This window comes from Paenibacillus sp. NPDC056933 (assembly GCF_042674385.1).
Taxonomy (GTDB): Bacteria; Bacillota; Bacilli; order Paenibacillales; family Paenibacillaceae; genus Paenibacillus.
In genome coordinates, this window is record NZ_JBHUQN010000006.1 from 113,454 (window position 1) to 137,233 (window position 23,780).

At 45.7% G+C, this 23,780-nt stretch carries 17 protein-coding genes; all 17 read right to left on the reverse strand.

What is annotated here, in order from left to right; genetic code table 11:
- Positions 1-22 precede the first annotated feature (22 nt).
- The 17 genes from ACFTRD_RS28585 to ACFTRD_RS28665 all read right to left on the reverse strand — a co-directional run bounded on the left by ACFTRD_RS28585 (position 23) and on the right by ACFTRD_RS28665 (position 23,578).
- On the reverse strand, positions 23-865 hold the full coding sequence (locus tag ACFTRD_RS28585; protein ID WP_076291229.1) for a carbohydrate ABC transporter permease: 843 nt from the start codon (positions 863-865) through the stop codon (positions 23-25).
- Between the two features lie 14 nt (positions 866-879).
- Complete coding sequence (locus ACFTRD_RS28590; protein WP_053780124.1) at positions 880-1,776, reverse strand: carbohydrate ABC transporter permease; 897 nt, start codon at positions 1,774-1,776, stop codon at positions 880-882.
- Between the two features lie 59 nt (positions 1,777-1,835).
- Positions 1,836-3,122: an ABC transporter substrate-binding protein gene (locus ACFTRD_RS28595; RefSeq protein WP_379385915.1), complete on the reverse strand. Its 1,287-nt coding sequence runs from the start codon at positions 3,120-3,122 to the stop codon at positions 1,836-1,838.
- A 27-nt stretch (positions 3,123-3,149) separates the two neighbouring features.
- The gene (locus ACFTRD_RS28600) at positions 3,150-5,480 is read right to left on the reverse strand and encodes a glycoside hydrolase family 65 protein (RefSeq protein ID WP_379385917.1); all 2,331 of its coding nucleotides are present in this window, start codon (positions 5,478-5,480) and stop codon (positions 3,150-3,152) included.
- Between the two features lie 158 nt (positions 5,481-5,638).
- Positions 5,639-6,655, reverse strand: coding sequence for a LacI family DNA-binding transcriptional regulator (locus ACFTRD_RS28605; RefSeq protein ID WP_379385919.1), 1,017 nt, complete (start codon positions 6,653-6,655; stop codon positions 5,639-5,641).
- Between the two features lie 207 nt (positions 6,656-6,862).
- Entirely contained in the window at positions 6,863-7,192 is a 330-nt protein-coding gene (gene cyoD / locus ACFTRD_RS28610) for a cytochrome o ubiquinol oxidase subunit IV (RefSeq protein WP_379385922.1), read from the reverse strand.
- Complete coding sequence (cyoC, locus tag ACFTRD_RS28615) at positions 7,193-7,813, reverse strand: cytochrome o ubiquinol oxidase subunit III (protein ID WP_192270854.1); 621 nt, start codon at positions 7,811-7,813, stop codon at positions 7,193-7,195.
- Complete coding sequence (locus tag ACFTRD_RS28620; RefSeq protein ID WP_192270856.1) at positions 7,813-9,783, reverse strand: cbb3-type cytochrome c oxidase subunit I; 1,971 nt, start codon at positions 9,781-9,783, stop codon at positions 7,813-7,815. Before ACFTRD_RS28620 ends, cyoC begins: the two co-directional genes overlap by 1 nt.
- Positions 9,784-9,804: 21 nt before the next feature.
- The gene (gene cyoA / locus ACFTRD_RS28625) at positions 9,805-10,797 is read right to left on the reverse strand and encodes a ubiquinol oxidase subunit II (protein WP_379385925.1); all 993 of its coding nucleotides are present in this window, start codon (positions 10,795-10,797) and stop codon (positions 9,805-9,807) included.
- A 316-nt stretch (positions 10,798-11,113) separates the two neighbouring features.
- Positions 11,114-11,377: a hypothetical protein gene (locus tag ACFTRD_RS28630; RefSeq protein ID WP_024631414.1), complete on the reverse strand. Its 264-nt coding sequence runs from the start codon at positions 11,375-11,377 to the stop codon at positions 11,114-11,116.
- Between the two features lie 320 nt (positions 11,378-11,697).
- On the reverse strand, positions 11,698-13,044 hold the full coding sequence (locus ACFTRD_RS28635) for a GH1 family beta-glucosidase (protein WP_379385927.1): 1,347 nt from the start codon (positions 13,042-13,044) through the stop codon (positions 11,698-11,700).
- A gap of 16 nt (positions 13,045-13,060) precedes the next feature.
- A complete protein-coding gene (locus tag ACFTRD_RS28640; protein ID WP_379385929.1) occupies positions 13,061-15,442 on the reverse strand; it encodes a glycoside hydrolase family 95 protein in 2,382 nt (793 codons plus the stop codon).
- A gap of 266 nt (positions 15,443-15,708) precedes the next feature.
- On the reverse strand, positions 15,709-17,406 hold the full coding sequence (locus ACFTRD_RS28645) for an ABC transporter substrate-binding protein (protein WP_379385931.1): 1,698 nt from the start codon (positions 17,404-17,406) through the stop codon (positions 15,709-15,711).
- Between the two features lie 316 nt (positions 17,407-17,722).
- Positions 17,723-19,423, reverse strand: a complete 1,701-nt coding sequence (locus ACFTRD_RS28650) for an ABC transporter substrate-binding protein (RefSeq protein WP_379385933.1) — start codon at positions 19,421-19,423, stop codon at positions 17,723-17,725.
- Between the two features lie 380 nt (positions 19,424-19,803).
- A complete protein-coding gene (locus tag ACFTRD_RS28655; RefSeq protein WP_379385934.1) occupies positions 19,804-21,492 on the reverse strand; it encodes an ABC transporter substrate-binding protein in 1,689 nt (562 codons plus the stop codon).
- A gap of 184 nt (positions 21,493-21,676) precedes the next feature.
- Positions 21,677-22,579 carry a carbohydrate ABC transporter permease gene (locus tag ACFTRD_RS28660; RefSeq protein ID WP_192270869.1) on the reverse strand — a complete coding sequence of 301 codons (903 nt, stop codon included), beginning with the start codon at positions 22,577-22,579 and terminating at the stop codon, positions 21,677-21,679.
- A gap of 15 nt (positions 22,580-22,594) precedes the next feature.
- Positions 22,595-23,578, reverse strand: coding sequence for an ABC transporter permease (locus ACFTRD_RS28665; RefSeq protein ID WP_192270871.1), 984 nt, complete (start codon positions 23,576-23,578; stop codon positions 22,595-22,597).
- Between the last annotated feature and the right edge of the window lie 202 nt (positions 23,579-23,780).

Below are 23,780 nucleotides of genomic sequence, written 5' to 3' on the forward strand. Positions count from 1 at the left end.
TCTCTTCTATTCTTACGGACTATTAGCCCTTGATTGCCGAAGAGATGGAAATGCCTTCAATAAAGTATTTTTGTGCAACAAAGAACACAAGGAGTGGCGGAAGCATGATCAGCATCGTAGCAGCCATTAGCATGTTCCATTCCACGTTATACAGCCCTTTGAACATCGACAAACCAAGAGCCAGCGTATATTTCTCACTGGAGTTCAGATAAATGAGTGGTCCCTGGAAATCATTCCATACGCCCATAAAAGTAAAGATCGATACGGCAATCAGCGGCGGCATGGACAGCGGCAGCATGATTTTGGTGAAAATCTGCATTTTGTTTGCTCCGTCCACGAAAGCGGACTCATCGAGATCACGCGGAATGCCGCGCATGAACTGGCGGATCAGGAAGATGTTAAACGCTCCGCCCCCGAAAAATGCAGGGATAATGAGTGGTAAAAATGTATCAACCCAGCCGATTTCCTTGAACATGATGAACATCGGGATCATCGTTACCTGCGAAGGAAGCATCATTGTCGCCAGCAGAACCAGGAACAGCGTACGTTTGCCGCGGAAGTTAAACCGGGCGAAACCATATGCACATAGGGCAGACGAGAATACGGTCCCGACTAATACCGGAATCAGAATAATCAGCGTATTTTTCAAAAATGTAAAAAACGGGATGGCCAGAACGGCATTTTTATAGTTAGACCACATCCATACAGCCGGGAAAAAATCATCCTTGAATACCTCGGCAGGCGTTTTAAGCGAAGTTGCAAACGTCCATAACAGCGGGATCAGCACGACGGCCGCACCAGCGAGAAGCATGAGCATAGAGAATAGTTTCGAGTAGACCGGTTTCCGTGTCGTTGCTTGATTCATCATTTGTCCTCCTCTCAATCCTTTTCGTTATCGCCCTGGTAATAGACCCACATCGAAGAACTGCGGATGACCAGCAACGTAAACGCCAGAATGATGATGAACAATACCCAGGAGAGTGCCGAAGCATAGCCCATTTCAAAATCGGTGAAAGCTTTATTGTACAGATACAAGTTATAGAACAAGGTCGAATTAAGCGGTCCCCCGTTGGTCATAACAAATGCCTGTGTGAAATACTGGAATCCGCCGATGATACCCATAATGACGTTGAAGAATACCGTAGGGGAAATCATAGGCAAAGTAATGTTGAAAAACCGTTGAAACGGCCCCGCGCCATCCAGATTGGCAGCTTCATACAGCTCTTCGGGAACCCCCTGCAAGCCGGACAAATAAATGATGATCGTATTGCCGACGCCCCACAGCCCCATGACAATAAGTGCACCCAGCGCATAGCTAGGGTCTTGAAGCCAAGCAGGTCCCTGTACACCGAAAAAGGCAAGCGCCCGGTTCAGAATGCCGTATTCCGGATTAAAAATCATAATCCACATCATCGATGCCGCCACAGCCGGAATGACGGATGGCATGAAATAGATCAATCGGAAAAATTTCATGCCTCTGTTCCGCATATTCAGCAGCAGGGCGATCAGCAAGGATGCCACTTGATACAGCGGTACGGATACAAGTGCGAAAATAAAGGTAACTTTCAACGATTGATAGAACAGCTCATCATGGAACATCGTTTTGAAGTTATCCAGGCCGACCCATTCAATCGATTGTACGCCGGTAATAATATCCCATTTGCTAAAAGCCAGCAGCAAAGAAAACAACATTGGACCAATGGTAAAGAGCAACAAACCTATAAGCCAGGGCAATATGAACCAGTACCCGGCACGCTCGGATTTAGAATTACGCATAGCTGCCTCCTTGATGAAGAGGGTGAATCAGCATGGCCGCCGACTCACCCGCATGGTTTTTACTTGATTTTGCTGTCTACGTTCTTCGCAGCTTCATCCAGAGCGCCTTTGACATCCTGTTTGCCAAGCAGCACTTTTTCCAGCGCCTTGGTGAATTCTTCAACGAACACTGGTCCGTTTGAAGAGCGCATGGTTACCGGTTTTTTAGCATAATCCATCATTTCGATGACCGGTTTGTCTGCTACTTCCTTGGCTTTGACTTCGTCCAATTCTTTCACAGTAGCCGGCAATACTTTACCGTTCGCAGAGCGAAGCTTCTGTGCATCAGTACCCGAGAGCCATTTCACCAGTTCGTATGCCGCTTCTTTATTTTTGCCCGCTGCATTAATGGCCCAACCCGCACTTGCGATGATGCTGGAACGTGTGCCGTCCGTATTTTGTGGAATTAGTGCAGAACCATATTGAACATCGGATTTGTCGAGATCTCCCTTGATCCAGCGACCTGTAATCATCATGGCGAGCTTGTCTGTCATGAACATCGATGAATCTCCGCCAAGTGTTTCGGAATCCAGTGGAGTCGGGGAAACACGGCTGTCTCCTTGAGACCAGGAAACATATTGCTCCATTGCCGCTATCGTTTTTTCACTGTTCATGTAACCTTCTGCAGCTGTTCCATCCTCATTTGCGATGTCTGTACCGTAATCCCACAGATACGTATAGATCGGATATTCCCATTTGCCTGCGTTGAATCCGAATTGAGTATATTTATTTCCATCTTTTTTCGTCAGTTTTTGTGCAGTTGCAATCATGTCATCCCAAGTCCATTCATCTGTTGGATAAGGGATTCCCGCTTCATCAAACATGCGTTTGTTGTACCACAGAGCAAGTGGATTAAAATCTTTAGGCAAGTAGTATTGTTTGCCTTCGATTTTCATATTTTCAATAAGATCCTTTTGGAAAATATCCAGATTAAACGAAGTGTCTTTGCTCAAATAATCATCAAGCGGCTCAATTACACCTTTATCAACGTATTTGTAGTAGTCGCCTTCACCAACCAGGAATACGTCTGGTGCCTGGCCTGCTGCCAGGGATGTGGTGAGTTTTGTTCCATAACCTTCACTTGGAATGGGCTCAAACTTCACTTCGATATCCGGGTGTGCAGCATTGAACTCTTCTGCAAGCTTCACTTCATCCGCACCGGAGTTGACATCTCCCCACACGGAGAAGGTGAGTTTTACCTTTTCTCCTTTTCCGCCTTCCGCACTGTTGCTTCCACCCGAAGAACACGCAGATAACACGAATACCAGAATCAACATCATGACCAAACTTGCGGACCCTTTTTTCATTTGATTGACCTCCCACATGGATTTATATTAAACCAAGGTTTGAAACCGTTCGCTGAAAGTAACCGGCTGGCCTGAGAGAAGGAGTGTAATTTCTTCCTCTGCATCACTTTCGATTAGAATGCCCTCTGGCGTGATTGTGATATGCAGCAGCTGATTATGCCAATAGAGCGGGAATTTCAGTCTGCTCCAGGACTCCGGAAGCTTCGGATCGAGATGAAGCTGGCCATCCAACATGCGAACTCCGGCAAATCCCATCACAACACATTCCCATATTCCACCCAGAGAAGCTGAATGGATGCCTGCATCCGAAGAGTGCATATGTGGTCCCAGATCAATCTCGGACGCCCGGCGGAACAGATCATATGCGAGCGGACGATTACCGAAGTCACTGGCAAGGATACTGTGCGTCGACAGGGACAATGAGGAATCATGCAATGTTTTTTCCTCATAGTAGTCGTAGTTGGCACGTTTGATAGCGGGTTCAAATTTATTCTCAAGCAGGAAGAACAGCATCATGATGTCAGCCTGCTTCGAAATTTGTATTTCACCAACCTGATCCAGGTTGTAGTCATTGAAGATGCTGGCGACTTTCGTCTGATTTTTGTAAGGGGTAAGATCAATGACTTTCTTCTGCAAGTAGGTATCATCCTGTGGAATAAGTCCTTGTTCATTGGGCCCTGGCAGATACATCTGATCCAGCTTGTTCCACGCTTCCCGAGCGGAGGTCAGGTCAAGCTTCCCAGACAATGCCTTGAGCAACTCAGGTTTTTCCTGCTGAAGCTTTTCATAATATTGAATGGCCAGTTCCATATTGAAGTGAGCCATATGATTAGTGAATGCATTATTGTCCACATGTTCCTTATACTCATCCGGTCCAACAACCTCATTAATGTGGTAACGGCCCTTGGCCTCATCCCACTCCAGACGGCTGGCCCAGAACGTTGCTGTGTCAAAAATAATCTCGTAGCCATATTGATCCATGAACGCTTCATCGCCTGTCGATTGCACATAATGCCAAACGGCATAAGCGATGTCGGAGGTAATGTGCTGTTCAATAAAGCCGGACCAGATCATCGTCTGTTCTCCGGTTACGATATCTACATCTCCCCATACCGGTGTAACTTCGCCATCTTCGATCCAGGCAGCTTCCCACGGATACATGGCTCCTTCGAATCCGTTCTCCTTGGCCTTGCTTCTGGCTCCATCCAACCCCTGATATCGATATTCCAGCAAGGATCTTGCGATTTGGGGATTGCTGTAGATGAAGAATGGAAGGATGAAGATTTCCGTATCCCAAAAGGAATGTCCCTTGTACCCTTCGCCACTTAATCCTTTTGCTCCGATTCCCATGCGATTATCATGTGCAGGTGTCATAATGACGAGATGATAGATGGCGAAACGGATGGCAAGCTGGTCATATCCGCTTGTGCTGTCCACTTCAATGTTGTACATGGACCAGGTATTCGCCCAAGCGTTAGCGCTTTCACGAAATAGCTGATCATACCCTTTTTGCGATTCTTGCTTCAGCTCTGTCAGCGCCGTTTCACGCATTTTCTCCAGTGAATACTCACTGTTGTTGTAAACGAGATCGCGGCTGGTATGCACATTCGAGATTTTTTCCAGAGTTACCGATTGTCCGGCCTCCACGGTTACTGTGCCTTCGATGCCTACCTTGCGGCGCCCCATCGTTTGACGCAATTCCGGCTCAACCTTTGCACCATTCAGCTGCCAGCGGTGTACCGTATTGGTTACAAAATCAACAGCCGATTGTGTCGTCGTTGACGTCATTTGAATATAAGTCTTTTCAAATATGCGTTTTTCGCCTTCCGTGAAATGCTGCGCACCCGAGTTCGTCCATTGTCCATTAATACCAGATGCAATGTGAACACGTGCCTGACCATCCAGTGGCTTGATGCTAACGGATGAACCAACCAGATGGCGGTTGCTCAAGGAAACAAAGCGACGGAATTGAAGTTCAAAGCTTTCCCCTGTTGGGCTTTGCCATACCACATTACGAGTCAACTCACCGTTCTTGAGATTCAGTTGACGACTGTAACTGATCGTTCTTCCTTTTTCCAAATTGAACGTAACACCATTAAGCGTGATCGCCAGTTCAGTTACATCCGCAGCATTGGGAAGCTCGGTTACCTCATGCTCGTCAAATTTGTTAAAGGTCCCCGCCACGAACCAGTTTCGTACTTGTCCCACATAACTCTCATCTGTGGCGGAACGCAGCCCCATGTATCCGTTACCAAGAGAAAGAACCGCTTCGCCCTTTCCTTGATGAGCGGGATCAAACCCGGTTTCTGTGACCAACCAGTTGTTCCATTCCCCTATCCCCGCATCGTATTTCAGCAATTTGTATTCCCCCTATATCTATCTTTTGATGTATCCGAAACGTTTTGGATTAGAATGAAAATAATAACCGAAACGTTTCGGATTATAAAAAACATTCCGGTACTTGTTTCCGGCCAATCATTTTAAAAGCCCATTTGAATCCTTCTGCACATTGTAAACTAACGGCGCGGCTTAGCTGTTGAGGATCTCATAACCAATTCATTTTTCAAAATATTAAATTTGGGACTATCCTCCGATTTCAACATGCCCATCAGCAGATTTGCAGCTTCATTACCCAGTTGGTACATGTTCTGTCCGATGGTGGTAAGTGGTGGCTGGAAATAAGCAGCGGTTGGAATATCGTCGAAGCCCACTACAGACAATTCATCCGGTATGGCGATCCCCAATTCTTTCGCGGCCTTCATTACACCCAGAGCCATCATGTCGCTTGCACAGAAAAATGCAGTAATTTCCGGATATGCCCTCAATACTTCAGTAGCTTGTTGCTGTGCTTCCTCTTCCGTGAAGTTCCCGTTAACAACCCATTCGGTTTTCAAACTTAACCCGGCGTTGCTCATTGCATCGGAATATCCCTCATATCGCTCTTTGGAAACAAAAGCTTCCGGATATCCATTCACCATGGCAATCTGTCGATGACCCAAACCAATCAGATGCTCTACCGCCATCTGTGCACTTTCCTTGTGATTTGTTGACACAAAGCCTACGTACTGACTATGAATCGGGACATCAATTAGTACACAGGGGATGTCACTGTCCAACACTTCCTGCAAATAGGGATCATCCGTTTTCACACCTTGAAGAATGACACCATCCACTTTTCGCTCCCTGCATAGCTGGGTGTACGTTTTCATCTTTTGCTTCGCCGTATTCGTGCTGAACAAAATCAGATCATAATCCGAGTTGGCAGCGCTATCATTAATACCGCATAGCACTTCGAATACAAAGTTATTATCGATGTTCTTATACGTCATGCCTGATACGAGCAATCCCAGCGTTTTGGTTTCCTTCATGACCAGTCCTCTGGCCAGCCCGTTTGGACTGTAGCTCAAGGTTTCGGCGGCTTCTTTAATCAGCTTGCGTGTACTCTCGCTGACGTCCGAATATCCGTTCAGGGCTCTGGATACGGTCGTAATCGAAAATCCCGTCATTTGTGATATGTCTTTAATTGTAGCCAATTGCTTTCCTCCAAAACGTTTCGGATTACTTATATTCCTGAGTATACGGATTCATGAAAAAAAATCAAGACTTTTTTCGACATGATTTTTATTATCTATATGGAGCATCATACGGCAATATTTGGTTTCAATATGTAAACTCTATATTTTATGACAAAAAAACTCCCGACCTTTATAAGCCAAGGTCGGGAGTTTTTCATTCTAAAATTAATGTGCAACTGTATTGTTCAACATGATCCAAATTGAACCAATCACGATGGTCAACATCATCAACAGACCAAAAATCAGAGCCATTACATTCCAGCGTGGCTTTTCCGTTTCACGGATATGCATGAAGAAGAAGAGTTGAACCACAAACTGAAATGCTGCTGTTACCAAGACAACAGCTACTGTTCCTGTTCTGCCCATCATGTCATTCAGAACCACCACAAGTGGGATGATTGTGAGGACGACGGACAGAATGAAGCCGATGACATAGGACTTGAGTGAACCATGCTGCTCATGGCCATGGGATTCATGTGAGTTATGTTCTGCCATCTACATCACCCCCATCAGATAGACGATCGACAGAAGGAAAATCCAGACGACGTCCAAGAAGTGCCAATACAAGCTGATTACGTTGATTTTACCTCGAGTTACATCGGTAATTCCACGTTTTTTCAGTTGGAGCATCAAACCAATCATCCAGATCAGACCGAGCGATACGTGGAGTCCGTGAGTACCCACAAGGGTGAAGAATGCGCCGGAAGCAGCACTCGTCGTATAACTGAAACCTTCGTGAATCAACTCAATAAATTCCGTTACTTCCAGGGCGATAAAGCCCGCACCCAGAACAGCTGTAACTGCCAGCCAGCTGATCAGTTGTTTGACTTTACCCTGGTTCATTGCCAGGACCGCAAGTCCACTTGTAAATGAACTTGTCAGCAAGATAAATGTCTCGGCAATAACGCCAGGCATTTTGATTAATTCAGACAATACAGGTCCGCCCGCCGTATTGTCACGCAACACAATAAAGGTTGCGAACAATACAGAGAACAGGATAACGTCGGAAATCAGGAAGAACCAGAATCCGAGTACCTTCAATTCTTGTGGATCATGGTGGCCATGATCATGACCATGTGCATGATTTTCACCGTGCTTAGCGGCTGCTTGAGCCATTATACCGACCCCCTTAACGACGCTTCGGTACGCTTAATTTCGTCGACCGGAATGTAATAATCCGTATCGTATGAGAATGAACGGGCGATCATGCAGATCCCTACGCCGGCGAGTCCAAGAATCGCCATCCATAGCCATCCGAATACAAAGCCGAAACCAGCGATAAACCAGAAGATCGACATAACGAACGGAATCGCGGAATTTTTAGGCATATGAATCGGCTCAAGCGGCTGTTCTGGTGGATAAATGCCTTTGGCACGACGTTCTTTCTCTTCCCACCACTCATCAACATCATCTCCGCGCGGTGTAATGGCGAAGTTGTATTCAGGAGCTGGTGAAGGAATCGACCACTCGAGCGTACGTCCATCCCATGGATCAGCCGAAGCTTTGAGTGATTTGTATTTGCGAATACCGTCTGCGATTTGTGCAACCTGGAACAAGAATCCGACACCCATCAGGAATGCCCCGATTGTGGATACGAAGTTCAGCTCCCACCAGCCGGTATCCCAGCCGTAAGTGCTCAGACGACGTGTCATACCCATCAAACCGACAGCGTACTGCGGCATGAAGCAGACATAGAAACCAATATTCCAAGTCCAGAATGCCCATTTGCCCAGTTTCTCTTCGAGTTGGAAACCGAACATTTTAGGCCACCAGTAGTACAGACCTGCGAAGTATCCAAATACTACGCCACCGATCAATACTTGGTGGAAGTGGGCAATCAGGAAGTAACTGTTGTGGAACTGGAAGTCAGCAGGAGCTACGGACAACATAACCCCTGTCATCCCCCCGACAATAAAGCACGGGATAAAGGCTAATGTCCACATCATCGGGGTCGCCATTCGTATCCTTCCCCGATACATCGTAAACAGCCAGTTAAAGATTTTAACCCCTGTTGGAATAGCAATCAACATCGTGGTTATGGCAAAGAATGCATTAACGTCCGCTCCCGAACCCATCGTGAAGAAGTGATGCGCCCATGTAAAGAAGGACAGGAAGCTAATGATCAGCATCGCAAATACCATCGATTTGTAACCAAACAGTTTTTTCCTCGAGAAGGTACTTACAATCTCGGAGAACACACCGAATGCCGGCAAGACTACAATGTATACCTCAGGGTGACCCCACATCCAGATCAAGTTGATATACATCATCGGATTACCGCCCAGATCAAGCGTGAAGAAATGCGCCCCGGCAAACCTGTCGAGGAAGAGCAGTGCAAGTGTCACGGTCAAGATTGGGAATGCAAACAGAATGATAATACAAGTGGAGAATACCGACCATGTAAACATCGGCATTTTCATCCATTTCATGCCTGGCGCACGCATTTTAATGATGGTAACCAGGAAGTTGATACCGGTAGCCAGGGAACCGATACCCGAAATCTGAATACCCCATATATAGAAGTTCTGTCCCACCCCCGGGCTATGCGATAGCTCCGATAAAGGTGGATAACTGAGCCAGCCTGCGTCCGGTGAACCACCGATAACGAAGGACAGGTTAAACAGCATTGCTCCCAGGAAAAATAACCAGAAGCTTAGCGCATTCAGGAACGGGAACGCAACGTCCCTTGCTCCTATTTGAAGCGGTACAATAACGTTAAACAAACCGAACATAAATGGCATCGCCATGAAAAGGATCATGATTGTACCATGAGTCGTAAAGACCTGATTATAATGCTCGGGATGTAAGAAATCCATGTTTGGCATAGCTAGCTGAAGACGCATCATCAGTGCATCCACACCACCACGGAACAGCATGATTATGGAAGCAATAATATACATAATACCGATCTTTTTATGATCGACGGTAGTTAACCAGTTACGCCAGAGCCAGCCCCATTTTTTGAAATAAGTCAGCACCGCTACGATGGTAATCATCGTAATTCCGATCGCCACGTCCGCACCATAAATCAGCGGATCACCGGTTACGAAAAATTCAGATGCAAACTCCTTAAGTCTCTCTAACATTGGGGGCCTCCTTTCAAATCTTTAGTTAGCACTTTTATCCATATCATGATTGGACATACTTTCGTGCGTCGTACCCGTTGTACTTTCTTTGGCGCCTGAAGCTTCATCCGCGCTTCCGCCATGCTTGCTGTGAGCACCTTGACCATCAATCACGTACTTGGTCACGATATCCTGGAACAAACCTTCTGGGAAAGAAGAATAATAAGCAACATTGCTTGTTCCCGGTTCTGCCAGCGTGTTGTACGTCTCTTGTGTCAACGGCTGGGATTGCTGTTTCACATCATTCACCCATTTATCGAAGTCTTCCTCCGATGTAGCATTCACATCAAAACGCATTTGGGCGAAGTGTTCCCCCGTAAAGTTAGCACCTGAACCCCAATATTGACCTTCATGATCAGCTTGCAAGTACAAGGTCATCGCCATACCCGACATTGTATAAATTTGTCCACCTAGCTGTGGGATCCAGAACGAGTTCATTGGTGAATCCGCGGTGAGCTCAAATTTTACGGGCCGGTCTGCCGGGATATTCAACGTGTTGACCGTTGCAATACCTTGCTCCGGATACATAAACAGCCATTTCCAGTCCAGTGAAGATACTTGAATGGTCACCGGTGCTTTCTCAGAAGCCAGTGGTTTCGAAGGTTCCAGATCATAGGTGTAGCGAATGGTTACAATCGCAAGCAAACCAATAATAATAATCGGAACAGTCCACCAAATAGCCTCCGCTTTGGTGCTGTGAGCCCAGTTAGGCTCATATGCAGCTTTATTGTCCGGTTTGTCGCGGTAACGCCATACAATTACAGCAGACAAAATCAATACAGGCACAATAACAACTGCACAAAGAATTGTCGAAATGACAATCAAATCTCTCTGCGAAGAGCCAATGGGCCCCTTCGGATCCAGAACAACGTACTGTCCGCCTGCCAGCATTGGCCAGACAATCAATGCAATTGTAACCAACGTCAGGACAACCGGAATGATTATCCGAATTAGCGACCTAGGTTTCTTGTTCATCTTGATCCCCTCTCCTTAAATTCGCTCATACTGAAAAAACAGTATACTACTCTCTTCCATCTAAAGATATCAGAAATGAGCAAGTTTTTTGTTCTTGTTAACAAATTTGTCGATTTTGCATCTCAAATGTGTGAATTTTTTCTCACAAATCACTCGCACACTTGATATTTCCTCATTGTAATCTTTACACTTCAAGACACAAAATAAAACCCTTTGCAGTCCCGTTGAACAGTATCAACGAATCCGCAAAGGGCTTTATTGACTGGATTCCGGGAGCTCATCCAGTCTTATTATAGACGAATTATCGCAAGATTATTTAATCGGCGCCTTCGTCTTCCCGGCGTGTATGAACAAGTCCAATCGATTTGGCAATGACATAAATAAATACACTGCCGACCAAAAATCCAATACCCACCATTAAGCCGAGGTTGCGATCATTAAAATCATTCAGATTGATCAGGCACATGACTACTCCCGTAATCAGAGCAATCCAGGCCAGAACTGTCATCGTTAACACTGCGCGCCGCATATTTTTGTCTTTGCGCTCCAATTGGCTTACCATTGCTGTCTTCGATGCCATAGTAAACACTTCCTTTTCCCTTTTTGTAAGTGCTTTCCTTATACCAATATACCACATCAGTATGATTTTTAGTCAACAAATGTTCAAATTTATTTCGCAATTTGGACACTTTATTTGTATTTTAACTGTTGACAAGAACCTGATTGTTTCTTCCTTACTTCTTATAACCCAAAAATGGCTTCTTCATAACAAGGATCAGTCGATCCTTATGAAACCTTCATGAACATGTGTGTCGCACCTTAAATAATAAAACAAAAAAAGACGGCGTATCGGATTTCCCGAAACAACCGTCTCCTTCAACAGAACATGGAAGATATAGCCTAATTACGTGTTTCCAGCCAATTATTTCTGATGACACTCTGATACCAGTAGAAGCTTTCCTTTGGTGTTCTTACCAGCGAACGATAGTCCACATGTACCAGACCAAATCGCATGCGGTATCCTTCCGCCCACTCAAAGTTGTCCATCAGCGACCAAGCCATGTACCCTTTCAAGTTAATCCCATCATTGATAATTCGATGGATCTGGGCCAAATGCTGCTCATAATATGCAATCCGGCGATCATCATTGATTTTGCCGTTTTCCAAATCATCGTTAATGCACGCGCCGTTCTCTGTAATATAGACATCCACATTTCCATACTTTTGCAAGTAATGCATGAACTCATACAAGCCGCGTGACTCGACTGGCCAGCCGATATCCGTCTTGGTCAGCCCCATGTCCACTTCTTCTGATTTCAAAACCCCAGCTTCCGGGTTGAAACGATTGATGCCCATCGTGTAATAGTTAATGCCCAGCAGGTCAATCGGTTGCGAAATGATCTCCATATCGCCTTCCTGAATGGGCACGGTAGCCCCCGCTTCCGCAAACCAGTCCACCAGAAATTGCGGATATGAACCTTTATAGATCGGATCAAGGAACCAATCCGTATTGAGTGCAATAGAACGGTCGCAGGCAGCCTGATCCTCTGGAGATTTGCTGTACGGCTCAGCCCAGCATACGTTTGGCGCAATTCCGATCTGTCCTGTTGTTCCCAGGCGACGGAAGGATTGTACTGCTTTTCCGTGCGCAACAAGCAGCCCATGTGCGACATTGATTGACGTTTGCAAATCTTTGTTTCCTGGGGCATGAATACCAAGCAGATTGGACAAGAATGCAATACACCATGGTTCATTGAAAGTCAGCCAGAAATTAATTTTGCCGGAGAATTCCTTGAAGATCACCTCTGCATATTTTACAAAGGCATCCACTGTTCTGCGATTCCCCCAGCCTCCGATGTCTTCAAGTGTCTGTGGCAGATCCCAGTGATACAATGTGCAAAATGGTTCAATCCCTGCTTCGAGCAGCTTATCGACGAATCGATGATAAAAATCCAATCCCTCGCGATTGATCTCTCCGTCTCCATCCGGGATAATACGCGGCCATGCAACGGAGAACCGGTAGGTATTGATCCCAAGCTTTTTCATCAGCTCGATGTCTTCCTCATAGCGGTGGTAGCTATCACAAGCCACATCACCATTGTCTCCATTAAATACTTTACCAGGCGTACGGGCAAACGTATCCCAGATGGATACCCCGCGTCCCCCTTCTTGCGCTGCGCCTTCTATTTGATAAGAAGCTGTTGCTGTTCCCCAGCGGAAATCTGATGGAAATTGAAAAATGGTCATGGGTTTCTCCTCCGTCTCATGATGACACGCGGATCGTCTGTCCTGCGGTCATAGTTAAAATCACTACATAATCATCCTGAGGTGTTAGCTGTGCTGTGGCCTGCTCGTTTCCTTCCACTCGCAATGGATATGCACTGCGAATGATCACAGGGCCACTCAGATCAGCCTTAATCTCTGCACTTGCCAGTCTGCCTTCCGTCCATTGGATGGCCACTGTGTATGCCCCTCGCGCACGTAGCCCCTCCACACTGCCGTGAGCCCATTGTTCAGGCAGCGTCGGCAGCAGATGTATCTCTCCCAAATGGCTTTGTAACAGCATCTCGGCAATGCCCGCAGTACCTCCAAAGTTGCCATCGATCTGAAATGGTGGATGGTCATCGAACAGATTGGGATGGGTGGATCGGGCCAGCAGCGTGCGTACAAACTGATGTGCCAGGTTGCTATCCAGCAATCTCGCATACAGATTGATTAGCCAGGCACAGCTCCATCCCGTATGCCCGCCGCCTTGTGAGATCCGACGTTCGAGTGACACCCGTGCAGCTTCCGTCAATTCAGGCGTATGTAACCGGTTGATCTGCTCTCCCGGATAAAGACCATACAGATGAGAGACGTGACGATGCCCTGGTTCGGACTCGGCAAAATCCTTAAACCATTCCTGCAATTGCCCCTCACTTCCGATTCGGAATGGATAAAGCTTGCTCCGTGCTTCACTCCACTCATTCGCCAATTGCGGATCCACATTCAGCAGTCTGGTTGCCTCAATGCATCGATCGAACAATTCACGAATCAATGTCATATCCATCGTTGAAGCCATGGAAATGCTGCGAGCCTCACCTTCTTCGGTGAGGAACTTGTTCTCTGGAGAGGTCGATGGAGCTGTAACCAGATATCCGTCCGGCCCCTCCACCAGCCAGTCCAGACAGAAGAGGGCTGCTTCCTTCATGATTGGATACGCACGTTCCGCGAGGAATTGCCGATCATGGGTAAACAGATAATGCTCCCATAGATGTGAAGTCAGCCACACACCTCCCATCGGCCAGAACGCCCAGCTTGCGTCTCCGCCTGTAGGCGTGGATGTTCTCCAGATATCCACATTATGATGAGCTGTCCAACCGCGCGCTCCGTACAAAATGCGTGCCGTTCTTCTCCCCGTATGGCTTAAATCCTCCAACAAGCCAAACAGCGGTTCATGGCATTCACTCAGATTGCATACTTCTGCCGGCCAGTAATTCATCTCGGTATTAATGTTGAGCGTGTAATCACTGTGCCAGGGCGGCTCCACCTGATGGTTCCAGATTCCCTGCAGATTGGCAGGTTGGCTTCCCGGCCGTGAACTGCCCATTAACAGATATCTTCCATATTGAAAATAAAGGGCCTCCAGGCCGGGATCATTCGCTCCCGTCTGATAAGCGATTAGCCGTTCGTCGGTAGGCAATTCTGCATTGGCCGATGAGCCGAGATCAATGGTAACGCGTGTGAATAAGGCAGCATGGGCTTTCACATGTCGTTCACGAAGTACTTCCGGGCCATGAGTTATGGCTTTTGTGATCACATCGCTGCATTCCTCTTCCAGCAACGCACCCTCTTTCACGGGCATCACATCATAGCTTTCAAAGGAAGTCACTGCTGCCAAATAAAAAGTAACCTGATCCGCTCCCTGAACCTGGAGTTTCCCATCTATAACCGATATCTTGGCCAGCTTGCCTATGGCAGTCGCAGCTAATCGCACAGCATAAGCCGTTCCCCGATCTTCTTCATAGATGACAGACTCCGGATGATCTCTGAAATAATTCGATTCAACATGACTCGGACAGCGACTGAACAGTGTAAGTGCATCGCCCGATGTCTGAACGCGATAAGGATGTGGACTATCCAACATAACGCTGATGTCTACAGCCCCCTCCCGATCAGCAGTAATCGTACAGACCATCAGATCATCCGGTGCGCTGGCATAAACTTCACGCACATAACGAATCCCTTCATATGAATACTTCGTTGTTGTAATTCCCGTGTGGAGATTAAGCTCCCGCTCGAATTCATCATATGAGATCTTATCCAGTTCAGCGTGCTGCAACTTCAAGTGACCCATTGGCTGATAAGCTTCCACATCACGGCCCAGCATTTCGCGGTTCAGCAGTTCTTCCGCTTCGCTGTATTGTCCGGACATGATCAATTCACGGGTCTGCTTCAGGTACCGCTGGCTGCTGTACTGAATGGTGTCACGTGGATAGCCGGACCACAATGTATCCTCATTAAGCTGGATTTGTTCATCCGCTGCTCCGCCGTACACCATGCCGCCAAGGCGACCATTCCCAATCGGCAGCGCTTCTTCCCATCGGGTTGCCGGTTGGCGATACCACAGGCGATTTTCTTTTGTTGTTTTATTGAATGGGGACATAGATAAACTCCTGTTCGTAATTGTTGTATTAATCAGAAATAAATAAAACGTTTTCGATGACTAAAAAAATAAGATATCTTGCGATTTTTATTGGACTTATGCTCTTTCCCATTCATACTTAATACATGTTAAACTGAAAGTGCTTACAGTAAGAAAATTATATTGGATTTCGAAATATGCGTCAATGTTAAACATCACATGGTTAGCAAAAAAGACCCTATCTCAGGGCCTTTTTCTGTATATCCGCCTATTTACTTAAACTTGCGTTATTTTACGTCTTTACCTGTCCACAGGGACACACGATCCTTAACCCAAACCGTGTACTGTTTCTCCATTTCCACTGCACCCGCATTGTCCAGCTCAGTCAGGAAAGCATCATATACTTTATCGAAGTCTTCCGGTTTGGACAGAACTGCTTCAGGGATACGTTTACGTACAATATCCTGTGTTTTTCGGAACGTTACCTCATAATCTGTACCTGAAGGTACTGGCATGTTGTATGCTGCGCCCCAGTCTTTCAGCTGCAAATCATCTTCAGATGGATAGAATTCTTTCCATGTTGTAATGCCATATGCTTTCAACGTCTCTTTCTCTGCAGCAGTATAGCCAGCCTGGATCTGCTCAGGGAAGTTCGTTGTGTAATAGTTATCTGTGGAATCTTTCACGCCATCACCGTATCTCGCACTGAACACGTTGTACATTCCGATTCCTGTTTCCTTGGTGAAGTTAGAATTGTCATTGGTTTTGCGATCTTGAATATCTTGAGGGATCACCCGTTGACCATTCTCTACGTTGTAGTGTTGGCCTTCAATGCCCCAGTTTCTTAATACCTGGCCTTCGTCCGAAGCGAGCCAGTCCATGAATTTGATAATACGAACCGGATCTTTGGCAGAAGTTGTGATCCCGATTCCATATCCGTCAAATCCGGTTGGCTGGAACGTATGGTCCACGGTATCCTTGTTCAGGGATACAGAGAAGTGAGCATATGTGCTGTCATCTTTGCCCGCTGATTTGAGTGCATTTTCTGCTTCTTGATAATTCCATTCCTGGTCAATCAGACCGAGCACACGGCCACTTGCGATTTTGGACTTATATTGGTCGTCCTTTTGGACAAATGTATCCTTGTCCAGCAGTCCTTCATTGTACATTTTGTTCAACCAGCGGAAGTATTCTTTCTCCTCTGGACGTTTGTAGTGAAGCATCGCTTCATATGTTTCAGGATTGATATAATATTCTCCATCATCCGGAGCTCCCGTAGCTTGGAAGGCCGGGTTTGTTACCGTAATCATAATTTTCCAATCATCGGCATTCAGCGTCAATGGAATGGTCGGTTGACCATCAATTGTCGGGTGTTTTTTCACATACTCTTTCAATACATTCTCGTAATCCTCAAGCGTTTTCACTTCAGGGTATCCAAGCTCTTTCAATACCTTTTGCTGAATTTCAAATCCACCTGTTGCGTCAAACGCAACATTATCCACACCCATATTGGTTGGGATGGTATAAATGGCCTGATCCTCCAAACTGTATTTCAGTCGGTTCATCTGGTCCCCATATATTTTTTTCAGGTTTGGAGCATGCTCCTCAATCAGATCCGTCAGGTCAAGCATCGCGCCTGCATCTACAAGTTTTGACAAGTTACCTTTAGGAAAAACAATATCAGGAAAATCACCGCTTGCAGCCATAAGCGCAATCTTTTGGTCGCCACCATTGTTAACATCGTACTCAGCCTCAATTGTAACGCCTGTTTTCTTGGTAATCTCTTTACCGACTGCATCCTGCATCTTGTTCCAGGTTGGACTTGCATCCGCACCAAAGAATGTGATGGTAACCGGTTCGGTTCCACTGGATTCCGAGGTTTCTTTACTTCCTGAATTTCCGCAGCCAGCTGTTACCAGCATTGCACTTGCGAGCATTAACATTGCAAACGTCTTGGGTGTATTGCCTTTCATTTTGCCTCTCATTGTCTAGTCCCCCTATTATTTATGAAGGTTTTATCTGTATAACAGGCTTTAAGCCTGAGGATACCGCTGCAAGACGCATTTCTGTATGCGCTTACCAAAAATAATTTTGTACACTTTTTAATCAAGACCTAACTCACAACAACTTTCTTCTAACATCCGTAAAACGTTTTCGGAAAGTTATTTAAAACGCTTACTGAAAGTGCTTACATCATAGATTATATGCCATTCGACTTCTTTCGTCAACAACAAAAAAGGCCCCTTTTGAAGGACCTTTCTTGCAATGAAAATGATCACAGATTATGACTTGTTTTCAGTATTACTTCACGTCTTTACCTGTCCACAGAGCTACACGTTCTTTAATCCAAATGGTATATTGTTTCTCCATGTCTACCGCACCTGCTTTGTCCAGTTCAGCCAAGAGATTATCATAAACTTTGTCGAAGTCGGCAGGTTTGGCCAAAATGGCTTCAGGAATCCGTTTACGGACAATATCCTGTGTTTTCTGGAAGGTTACGTTGTAATCCGTATCCGAAGGTACTGGCATATTATAAGCGGCGCCCCAATCTTTCAGCTTCAACTCTTCTTCAGAAGGGTAGAAATCTTTCCATGTTGTAATACCATATGCTTTCAACGTTTCCTTCTCAGCAGCAGTATACCCTGCCTGGATCTGTTCTGGGAAGTTCGTTGTATAGTAGTTATCCGTAGGATCTTTTACCCCATCTCCATATCTTGCGCTGAAAATGTTGTACATCCCGATACCTGTTTCTTTGGTGAACGCCGAGTTGTCATTGACTTTGCGGTCCTGCACATCTGCAGGAATGACACGTTTGCCATTTTCAACGTTGTAGTGTTTACCTTCGATTCCCCAGTTTCTCAACACCTGGCCTTCATCTGAAGCAAGCCAATCCATGAATTTGATAATCCGTACCGGATCTTTCGCCGTTGTGGAAATACCGATGCCATATCCGTCAAATCCGGTTGGCTGGAACGTGTGGTCCACGATGTCCTTGTTCAGGGATACAGAGAAGTGAGCGTACGTATTCTCCCCATTATTCACAGATTTCAAAGCGTTCTCCGCTTCGCCATAGTTCCATTCCTGGTCAATCAGACCCAGTACGCGACCACTCGCAATTTTGGATTTGTATTGATCATCCTTCTGTACAAAGGCATCTTTATCGAGAATTCCTTCATTGTACATTTTGTTCAACCAGCGGAAATATTCCTTCTCCTCTGGACGTTTGTAGTGCAGCATCGCTTCATAGGTTTCAGGGTTAATGTAATATTCTCCGTCATCCGGTCCACCCGTTGCCTGGAAAGCTGGATTCGTTACCGTAATCATAATCTTCCAGTCATCGGCATTCAGCGTCAACGGGATGGTTGGCTGACCATCAATGGTTGGATGCTTCTTATAATATTCTTTCAGAACTTTCTCGTAATCCTCCAACGTCTTCACTTCGGGGTATCCGAGCTCCTTCAATACCTTCTGCTGGATTTCGAATCCGCCTGTTGCATCAAACGCCACATTATCTACACCCATGTTGGTCGGGATCGTGTAAATGGATTGATCTTCCAGACTATATTTCAGGCGATTCATCTGGTCCCCATAGATTTTCTTCAAATTGGGTGCATGTTTCTCAATCAGATCGGTCAGGTCAAGCATTGCGCCTGCATCCACAAGCTTAGACAAGTTACCTTTAGGATAGATGATATCAGGGTAATCACCGCTGGCAGCCATCAAAGGTATCTTCTGGTCGCCGCCATTATTCACATCATACTCGGCCTCAATTGTAACACCTGTTTGTTTGGTAATCTCCTGGCCGACTGCGTCCTTCATGTTGTTCCAGTTTGGACTTGCGTCAGCACCAAAGAACGTAAAGGTAATTGGACTGGTGGTATCCCCTGTGTCCGTTGGTGTCTCTGAAGCCGTAGTTCCTCCGCCACCGCTGCAACCCGCTGTAATAGCAAGAGCGCTGGCTAACAGAAGCATTGCGAATGTTTTTGGTGTTTTGCCCTTCATGTGTAATCCCCCTTATGGATAAAATGAAGCTATCTATTGTAGAACAGGCTGACCTGCACATACCGCAATCGGGTGATACTGATTGTAAAACGTTTGGTTTTATAACATAAAAAGCGTTTTCTAAATGAAGTGAAAATCAAGCACTCTATTCAGCATTTCGAGTAACCAATCCTTGGTTCTTTTTGACTGAAGAGATTCGTGTACATGCTTGATACATCAGTAATGAAAGTGCTTTCATAATTGAATAATAATACCTCTCCAATCCCTTGTCAATAGTGAATTTGTAAAATATAAAACGTTTTTCGGAAAACGTTTTAGGTATAAAAAGAACCCAGATGCCTGGGTTCTTCTTCTCAAAAAATTCAACTTGCTAAAACGAATTACTTGCTCGCTTCACCGCTCCACAATTTCACACGGTTTTGTACCAGTTCAGTGTATTGCTGTTCCATTTTCTCCGCTCCAGCTTTATTCAGTTCGGCAATCATCCCATCATAGATGGAATCGAATTGATCAGGGGAACTGAGTATCGCTTCTGGAACCCGTTTACGGATAATATCTTGTGTTTTTTGGAAAATAACATTGTAGTCCGAGTCGCCAGGCGTCGGCATATTGTACGCTGCTCCCCATGGTTTAACCGGAAATTCATCTTCACTAGGGAACAGATCTTTCCATGTTGTTGCGCCGTATGCTTTGAGTGTTTCTTTCTCCACATCGGAATAGGCCGCTACAATCTGTTCAGGGAAGTTCGTTGTATAATAGTTATCCGTTGAATCCTTCACACCATCTCCGTTGTGACCAGTCATATTGGTGTAGAGACCAATACCTGTTTCCTTCTGGAATACGGCCGCATTGTTTATTTTTTGATCCAGCACATCAGCAGGGATCACACGTTTGCCATCCTTCACTTCGTACTGTTTGCCTTCAATACCCCAGTTCATCAGCACTTGGCCTTCTTCAGAAGCCAGGTAATCAAAGAATTTGATTGTACGAACCGGGTCCGGGTTCGTTGTTGTAATGCCTACACCCCAGCCGGATACAAAGCCAGGATCCTGATAGGAATGATCTTTGATGTCTTTGGACAATGTTACAGGGAAGTGAGAATAGGTCGCTTCATCCTTGCCGGCAGATTTCAAAGCATTCTCTGCATCAGAGTATCCCCAATCCTGGTCAATGACACCAAGTACACGTCCGCTTGCGATTTTGGATTTGTATTGATCTGTTTTTTGTACGAAGCTGTCCTGATCAAGCAATCCTTCGCTGTACATATGGTTCAACCAACGGAAATACTCTTTTTCCTCTGGACGTTTGTAGTGAAGCATGGCTTCATACGTCTCTGGATTGATGTAGTATTCACCGTCATCCGGAGCGCCTGTTGCCTGGAAGGCCGGATTCGTTACGGTAATCATGATTCTCCAGTCATCTGCGTCCAAGGATAACGGAATCGTTGGCTGACCATCAATCGTTGGATGTTTCTCCTTATATGCCTTCAACACATTTTCATAATCCTGGAGCGTACGTACCTCAGGGTATCCAAGCTCTTTCAATACACGATGCTGAATACCAAATCCGCCGCCTGCATCAAAGTACTTCTGATCTACCGCATAGTACGTCGGCAGTACATAAATTGCCTGATCTTCATTGCTGTATTTCAACCGGTCCATGTAATTACCATACAGCTTCTTCAGATTGGGAGCATATTGATCGATCAGATCTGTCAGATCCAACATGGCTCCGGCATCCACGAGCTTGCTCAGCTCTCCTTTGGGTGACACGATATCGGGATAATCTCCACTCGCTGCCATTAAAGATACTTTATCCTGACCGCCGCTGACGGCAAATTCACCATTGAGGGTTACACCTGTTTTCTCCGTTAGTACTTGGCCTACCTCATCTTTCATGCCGTTCCAGTTCGGACTGGGATCCACGCTAAAAAAGCTGAATGTAATCGGAGACGTGTCACCGCTTGTGTCCTTAAACGACGTTTCGCCGCTATTTCCTCCACCGCAGCCTGCAAGTAAAGACATCGCAAGCACTGGAGCCAGTGCAATCTTCATTTTGAACCTTGCCATAATGGTAATCCTCCCTGATTCATATGTCTGTCTTATCCGGAACTTTTTGTCCCTGTCTATAGCTTCATGGATACCGCTCCGCAGCCCTATACGGTGAAGCGCAGACCAACTGGCTGCGCTTCGGGCATCCTGATGCTTTTTTTTAATGTACGGTCGCTCTATGTGGCAACCTGTACAAACTTGCTTATGCTTTTACTGCACCCAATGTCATACCACCCACAAAATATTTTTGCAGGAATGGATACACAATCAGGATTGGAACCGTAACAACGATCGTGATCGCCATTTTGATGGATTCCGGTGAAATCTGCGTCATCTGCTGTGCCATGTCATTGGCATTTCGTCCGGCACCTGAGCCTTGCTGCGTACTTTGCAGTACTTTCATCAGCTCGTACTGGAGCGTGGTCAGATGCGCTTTTGAGCCGTTGTACAGGTACGTATCGAACCAGGCATTCCACTGGCCTACAGCCAGGAACAACGCGATGGTTGCCAGCACCGGTTTACAGAGTGGCAAAATGATTTTGTAATAGATTTTAAAGTCGTTCGCACCATCCAGCTTCGCGGATTCCTGCAAGGCATACGGCAGGCCATCAATGAATGAACGGATGATGAATACGTTAAATGCACTGATCATACCTGGCAATACGTATACCCAGAATGTACCAATCAGATGCAGGTCACGCATCAGGATGTATACCGGAATCAATCCACCAGAGAAATACATCGTGAGTGCAAGTGTAGTGGATACAAATTTTCTCAGCTTGAAGTCCGGACGACTCAGTGTAAATGCGATCATCGAGGAACTGATCAAGCCGAGCACAGTACCAACAATGGTACGCAGAATGGAAATCTGCAAACCTTGCAGCAATCCGTCATATTGGAAAATCGTTTTGTAGTTTTGCAATGTGAATTCGCGAGGCCACAAGTAAATTCCGCCACGGACGGTATCTGTCGAGTTATTGAGCGAGATAGCCAGTACGTTCAGAAATGGATACAGTGTTACAATCAGCACCAGGGTCATCGCGAGGATGTTGAATATATCGAACAGCTTATCGCCCCGAGTAGCATTGAATGCTTTGTTCGCCATAATGTCGTCCCCTCCCTACATGATGCTTTCTTTGGTGAATTTTTTGAATAATCCGTTCGCTGTAAACAGAAGAATGATACTGACAACGGAGTTAAATATGCCTATGGCGGTACCATACGAGAATCGTCCCATATTCAAACCATAATTAAGCGCATATAGATCCAGTACTTCCGAGTAGTCTAATACCAGACTGTTTTGCAGCAAAAATTGCTTCTCGAAACCAATACTGATCAGATGCCCGATCGACATGATGAAAAGTACGGAAATCGTGGTCCGTATGCCTGGCAGCGTAATGTGCCACATTTGTCTCCAACGGTTCGCTCCATCCACACGGGATGCTTCATAAAGCTCTTGGTCGATACCTGTAATGGCTGCAAGATAGATAATGGCATTCCAGCCCGTTTCTTTCCACATATCTGAAGCGGTTACAATGTACCAGAACAGGTTCCCCTTGGCCATGAATTGGATCGGCTGGTCGATAATGTTTAGGTTTACCAAAATGTCATTGATAATCCCTCCATCAGTGGAGAGCATCTTGGTAATAATCCCTGCCACAACGACCCAGGATACAAAGTGAGGCAGATAGGATACGGTTTGCACTGCACGCTTAAAGAACATGCCCCTCATCTCATTCAAGAGAATCGCAAAGAAAATAGGCACGATAAAACCGACAACCAGTCCCATCAAGCTCATTGCAAGCGTATTCCGAAGTACCAGATAGAAACGATCATCACTGAACAATTCTACAAAGTGTTTAAAACCAACCCACTGTTGATCGCCAAACGATCTGGCTGGTTTATAATTTTGGAAAGCCATCGTCCATCCCCATAGTGGCAGATAGTTAAATACAAAAACCCAAACTACGAATGGCAATGACATGAGATAGAGATACTTTTGCTGTTTCATGCTGTCCCAAATTCTGTTCCGCCGTTTCTGTGTTGGCGGCTTGGGGTCACTGCTTCTTTTCGCGGAAGCGGATTTTTTTGTTAGCGTTTCCATCTCCGTTCCCCCTCCTCTGTTTTATAAATTAATCATACCCGATAGAGCGTTTTCAAAATACCATCTGGATTTTAGAGAAAATCATATAAAAATTAGATATCCCCCCTTATAATCCGATATTATTTCTTCCGAATCAGTGATTTTGACGCCATCTCTTATTAATAATTGAAAATAAAAGGGAAATATATTTCAAAATGGGAAT